This is a genomic window from Facklamia sp. P12945 (assembly GCF_050409485.1).
Taxonomy (GTDB): Bacteria; Bacillota; Bacilli; order Lactobacillales; family Aerococcaceae; genus Facklamia.
On sequence record NZ_JBNUPJ010000035.1, the window covers coordinates 1 to 5,976 of the forward strand.

General features: G+C 32.6%; 3 protein-coding genes and 3 pseudogenes. 4 read left to right on the plus strand and 2 right to left on the minus strand.

Annotated elements, in window-relative coordinates; genetic code table 11:
* Positions 1-192: 192 nt before the first annotated feature.
* From ACQV2X_RS08370 to ACQV2X_RS08385, 4 genes and pseudogenes are all read left to right on the plus strand, one after another.
* The gene (locus tag ACQV2X_RS08370) at positions 193-786 is read left to right on the plus strand and encodes a type IV toxin-antitoxin system AbiEi family antitoxin domain-containing protein (protein ID WP_428885391.1); all 594 of its coding nucleotides are present in this window, start codon (positions 193-195) and stop codon (positions 784-786) included.
* Positions 779-1,612 (plus strand): nucleotidyl transferase AbiEii/AbiGii toxin family protein, encoded by an 834-nt coding sequence (locus tag ACQV2X_RS08375; protein ID WP_428885389.1) that lies wholly within the window; start codon positions 779-781, stop codon positions 1,610-1,612. The genes ACQV2X_RS08370 and ACQV2X_RS08375 overlap by 8 nt, the downstream gene beginning before the upstream one ends.
* A 91-nt stretch (positions 1,613-1,703) precedes the next feature.
* Positions 1,704-3,420 (plus strand): annotated as a pseudogene (locus ACQV2X_RS08380) (DNA topoisomerase 3).
* Positions 3,395-3,933 (plus strand): annotated as a pseudogene (locus tag ACQV2X_RS08385) (ATP-binding protein); the annotation flags it as partial. The pseudogenes ACQV2X_RS08380 and ACQV2X_RS08385, both read left to right, overlap by 26 nt.
* A 205-nt stretch (positions 3,934-4,138) precedes the next feature.
* Here ACQV2X_RS08385 and ACQV2X_RS08390 read toward each other — a convergent pair.
* Together ACQV2X_RS08390 and ACQV2X_RS08395 are read right to left on the minus strand one after the other, a co-directional pair.
* Positions 4,139-5,077: pseudogene (locus ACQV2X_RS08390) on the minus strand (IS30 family transposase).
* A 112-nt stretch (positions 5,078-5,189) separates the two neighbouring features.
* The gene (locus tag ACQV2X_RS08395; RefSeq protein ID WP_428894420.1) at positions 5,190-5,801 is read right to left on the minus strand and encodes a hypothetical protein; all 612 of its coding nucleotides are present in this window, start codon (positions 5,799-5,801) and stop codon (positions 5,190-5,192) included.
* Between the last annotated feature and the right edge of the window lie 175 nt (positions 5,802-5,976).

Below are 5,976 nucleotides of genomic sequence, written 5' to 3' on the forward strand. Positions count from 1 at the left end.
ATAATCTCCCATCATTTTCCCTCCTATCCTTTTCATCATTTATTATAGAGGATAGAGGGACATTTTGATTTGTGTTCTCTTGAGACATTATCATTTACGTTTAACATTATTACTTTTTAAAAACTATTTATTGTTGCAAGTGTGCGTACAAAACGATATAATGTAAGCACGATTACAACAAAGGGTGGTATTATGAATTATATAGAAAAAATAAGGGAAAAAATAAAACAATCTGGTGGAATTATTACGAGTAAGGAAGTTAAAAACTCAGGTATTCCTACCGTATATCTTACACGAATGGTTGAAAATGGAGAGCTAACTCGTGCAAGTAGAGGGATTTATATAGATTCTAATGGAGACTATGATGAATATTACTTTTTTCATAGTAGATTTAGTGTTCCTATTTTTTCTTATGTATCTGCCCTGTATCTTCATAAATTTACGGATATAATTCCAAATGAAATGGAAATTACAGTATATAGAGGCTACAATCCTCATCGTATAAGTGAGAATGTAATAATACATTATGTAACAAAAGATATTTATGATTTAGGTGTTACAGAATGTAAAACCGTATTTGGGAATTTAGTTAAAGTTTATGATCTGGAAAGAACTCTTTGCGACCTTATAAAAAATAGAAATGAAGTTGAAGCAGAGCTATTTTCTAAAACAATTAACAGGTATGTACGCTCCCAAAATAAGGACTTGAACAAACTTTACGAGTATTCAAAAAAAATGAAGATATATGAACAAGTAAAAGAACTAATGGAGGTTATCTATGAATAAGGATAAATTAAGGGCTATGTGTCAAAAACTATCAAAAGAGACTAGACTTAGCTTTAACGCAATACAAACACACTTTTTTCTGGAAGGCATTTTAGGAAAAATTGCCAGCAGTGATGAGAATGAAAATTTCATATTTAAAGGTGGTTTTTTACTTGCGAATGTAATTGGTATTAGGCAGAGAAATACTGTAGATATTGATTTTTTGATAAGACGATTTTCTCTTACAGAAGAAAATATAAAACAAAGATTTGAAAAAATGTTTCAAAAGAAAGATGGTACAGGAATAAGTTATGAAATTCAAAAGATAGATGAAATACGCAAGGAAGATGAGTATGGTGGATTTAGAATTACTATTCTTTGCAGATTAGAGAATATAAGACAAATTATTCCTCTTGATATAGCAACAGGAGATCCAATTACACCAAGTGAAATATCTTATGAATACAAGAGTATTTTCAGTGATGATGTTTTTGATATTTGTGCTTACAACATAGAAACAATGCTTGCAGAGAAGCTTCAGACAGTCTATAAAAGAGGGGTGTTTAATAGTAGAAGTAAAGATTTTTATGATATTTACATTCTGTATCATTTGGAAAAAGAAGAAATTGATTTTGAAAGATTAAAGAAAGCTTGTGAAAATACATTTAGATACAGAAGGACAGATTTTGATGTTGATAGTATTCTTGAGGTATTAAACATATTAAAAAATGAGAAAGATATTAATACAAGATGGGCTAATTATCAAAAAAGATTCAGCTATGCCAAAGACATAAGTTTTGATGATGTAATAAATACAACAATAGAATTAGTAGGAAAAATTAAATAATGCACCAAAAACTATACAATATTTGGTGCAAACAAAGGGCGAGAGAGTAAAATCTTTCGCCCTTTTCTATTGAAAACGGGAGGAAAAATATATGAAACTTGTAATTGCAGAAAAACCAAGTGTAGCAATTTCAATTGCTAAAGTGATAGGAGCTAAAAAAGAAAGAAGGATATTATGAGGGAAATGGCTATAGGGTAAGTTGGTGTGTAGGTCATTTAGTGCAAATGGCGAATCCCGACGCTTATGATGAAAAATATGCTAAGTGGAATATGGCGGATTTACCGATTATTCCAAAAGAATATAAGTATGTGGCGGCAAAGTCTACCAAGAAACAATTTAATATTCTCAAAAAGTTGATGAACGATAAGGAAATAGACATTGTGGTAAATGCTTGCGACGCAGGTCGTGAGGGAGAAAGTATTTTTAGACTTGTATATAACGAAGCAAATTGTAAAAAGAAGATGAAACGCCTTTGGATTTCCTCTATGGAAGATACTGCAATTAAAGAGGGTTTTGATAATCTACAAGATGGGAGTTCTTACAATAATCTCTTTGAATCATCGCAAGCAAGAGCGATTGCAGATTGGCTCGTTGGAATGAATATCAGTAGACTTTATTCTTGCTTATATAGTCAAAACTATAGCGTAGGAAGAGTACAAACGCCAACACTTGCTATGATTGTTAATCGTGATGATGAAATCGTCAATTTTAAGAAAGAAAAATACTATGCAGTAGAGCTATCATTTAAAGGATTTACACTTTCAACTGACAGAATTGACGATAAAGAGATTGCTGAGCAGCTATTAAATTTATTGGGCGATAAGATTGAAATTACAGATGTTATTCAAAAGGAAAAGATAACAAAACCTGAGCTTCCATTTGATTTAACAACACTTCAAAGAGAGTGTAATAAGTATTTTGGATATAGTGCAAAGCAAACACTTGACTATGCTCAAAGTCTTTATGAAAAGAAATTTATAACCTATCCAAGAACCGATAGTCGTTGTCTTACGGAAGATATGATTACAAGCACTATTAACAATATCTTAGGTAAGAATGATTTTGATACAAAACGCATTAAGGTTGTCTTTAACTCGAAAAAGGTTACAGATCATCATGCAATTATACCGACAGTAAGCAGTATGAATGAGTGCTTAACTTCACTTCCGGAAAGTGAATTAAAAATATATGAACTTGTTTTAAGTAAGCTACATGCAAGTGTAGGCTATCCTTTAATTGAGAATACAACAAAGATTGTTGCTGAATTTGACGGATTTGAATTTACAAGTAGCGGTAAAGTGATTGTTGATGAGGGATTTACCAAGTATCTAAAAGAATATATTAAAAAGAAAAGTGAGGATAATCTTCTTCCTGATGTAAAGATAGGTGATATTCTTGATGTTGAAAACAAGGAGATAAAAGAAAAATACACAGCACCATCGAAACACTTTACTGAAGATACGCTTTTAAAGGTTATGGAGCTTGCAGGAAATGACGCATTGGAAAAATGTGTAGAAGTTGAGCGAAAGGGACTTGGAACATCTGCAACAAGAGCAGGAATTATTGAAAATCTAATCTTTAAGGGATTTATTGAGAGAGATAAGAAAAACCTTATTGCTACACATAAGGGAATCAGCCTTGTAACAATTGTTGCTGATGTCTTTAAATCCGCAAAAACAACAGCAAAATGGGAAATGGAATTATCCGATATTGCACAGGGTAAATCTTCAAAGAAAATTTTTTTAGAGGCGATTGAAAATGAGATAAAAGAAGTGGTTTTAACTTATAACCAGTACATTGGCTCATAGAGATCATTCAAGCGGTTTTCCTGCAAAAATGATTATTGACGATGAGAAGATTATTATAGAAAACAGTAATTTAGCTCATGGAATGGGGCATTGGACTTACAAAAGTTTGAGTCTTTCCCTAAAAATCCTGCTATCTCAAAAGTGTTTAGAGAAATAGGACTTGCTGATGAGCTTGGTTCAGGTATGAGAAACACATATAAATATACAAGACTATATTCAGGTATTGATCCTCTGTTCGAGGAGGGAAATATTTTTAGAACGATAATTTCTTTGAAGAAAATAGCGACTTAAAAAGTTGGAAAAAGTGGTGTCGCTCACAGTGTCGTTCAGGATGTCGCTCACGATAAGATAGCTCTTGCAGAATTTATAAAAGAAAAAATAAGAGAAAATGATAAGATTACAAGAAAAGCAATTGCAGATGAAGCTGGAGTTAGTGTAAAGACTATAGAAAGAGCCATTAAAGAAATAGATAGTCTAAAATATGTAGGCAGAGGAAGTAATGGTCATTGGTAACTGAGTGAATAGCATTAAGTTGCAATGTCATGATTTATGCAGGTATGATTGAGACATAAAGCCAGTAAAATAAGGGTTTTTAGTAAGTTGAAGTAGAAAATTTAAGTTGCAGTAAGTTGCAACACACAGAATGTTTAGGTGATTAGAGTAAAATCTAAGCACCTTTTTTTATTTGATGAATTGCAATAATAAGTGCGACATTATTTTACTCAAGTAATGCTAGTTCGTGCATAAATACTTCAAAAGGTGTTTTAAAATTAAGACATTTCCTAGGACGATTATTGATTAGCCACAAGGCTTCATAGAGCTGTATTGGAGTGACTTTTGATAAATCTGTTTTCTTTGGAAAGAACTCTCTTAACAACCCATTTGAGTTCTCATTCGTTCCTCTTTGCCAAGCACTGTAAGCATCTGCAAAGTAAAAGCTAATACCATGATTTTCTATCTCCGGGTAACAAGCAAATTCTTTCCCACGATCTGAAGTAAATGATTTAAGCGCCTCAATCGGTAAAACTTCTATTAGGCTGTCAACAGCTCCTTGCATAGCATCTTTTGATCGGTTTGTCATCAATAAAGCCAGGTAAAAACGACTTTTCCGTTCGGCAAAGGTTCCTAAACATCCCTTGCTTTTTCCTCGTGAAGAGACCATGGTGTCTAATTCCCAATGACCAAATTCTTTTCAATCCTTAACTGCCTTAGGTCTTTGTGTAATCGAAGTCCCTATATTAAATTTCCCTCGAGTTTCTGGCGTTTTACGTCGTTTTCCTTTTTGCCTGAGAACATCGAGAGAGATTTGGAGAATTCCTTGATAAATCCAATTATAGATAGTCTTAAACGAAAGCTTTCCTTGATAATCACGTCCTACTATCTGTTCAGGGGACCAAGTGAGTAGTAGTTTAGATTGAATCGCTTGAATCAATTCAGAAGTATGCTTCGGGTTTCTTCCTTTGGATTGACCTTTAATCTCTGCATTCATATGAGCCGTACTTGCTTGATAAGCGCCAGAAATACATCTTCCTAATTCACGATAAATGGTAGAGCGATGTCGGTTTAGTAACTTAGCGATTTGGTTGACTGGATAACCTTCTTGATGAAGTATTTCTATTTTCGAACGTTCTTCTATGGTAAGATGTGTGTAGCTCATAACAGTCCTCCGTGTTAGTGTTTGTGTGATTACTTACATTTTACACGAACCTGTTATGAGTTTTTTAATATTTGTCGCAATTAATTTTACAATCTATCATTTAAAATAAAGATTAAGCTCCAAAAATAAAGGTGATATAAACCATTAGAGTCAGGAAGAACAAGAAAGTTTCAACATTAACAAGCACTGTATTTGGCTTTATTTTTTCAAATAACTTGACACTTTTTACTAAACTAGCATCTAAAATGATTATTAGATAATAAAAAATGAACAGTCCAAATAAAAACATCACCACTGCCATTATGCCTTCTCCCTTCTGCCAAAAGCATAGCCCCAAGAAAATAGCCCATAAACATTTGAAAAAATTAACTAAACCTTCATAGGGATGGGATAATGTCGCCATCATATAGTTTGTTTGACTATCGCTTATCCTTTTATCTTCTTTGTGTTTTGATATAAAAGCCAAATGACCAGTTTGTAGAGCCAATCCAGCCACTAGCAGAATTAAATAAACTGAACCAAACACACTTCCTACCAATAAAATATCTGAATCGAGTATATGATAGAGAACAAAGGGTAAGGGGAGCCACATGGCATACATGATGGCTTGCAATAAATGCAATAAAGCATACTTATTATTCTTTGCCATCTTCTTAAAGGTAAAAAGAATGGATAGAAATATCAAAATTCCTATCCAACCAAAAATTATTGTTGAAAATAACATCATAGCCTCCTTATGAAAATTTGTTCATATCGAGTTTTTAATTAATTTTTTATGAAAAATAAGATTATTGAAGAGTCTACTTTAATTATATCTACTATTTAAATAGTCAAGTCCATAATCTTGTGTAAAATAACTTAGTACAATGTTCATCACCATTAAAGCCTCATATAAGCCC

Coding starts and splice junctions, on each gene's coding strand:
- ACQV2X_RS08370 (WP_428885391.1), top strand. CDS start 193: ATGAATTATATAGAAAAAATAAGGGAAAAAATAAAACAATCTGGTGGA.
- ACQV2X_RS08375 (WP_428885389.1), top strand. CDS start 779: ATGAATAAGGATAAATTAAGGGCTATGTGTCAAAAACTATCAAAAGAG.
- ACQV2X_RS08395 (WP_428894420.1), bottom strand. CDS start 5,801: ATGTTATTTTCAACAATAATTTTTGGTTGGATAGGAATTTTGATATTT.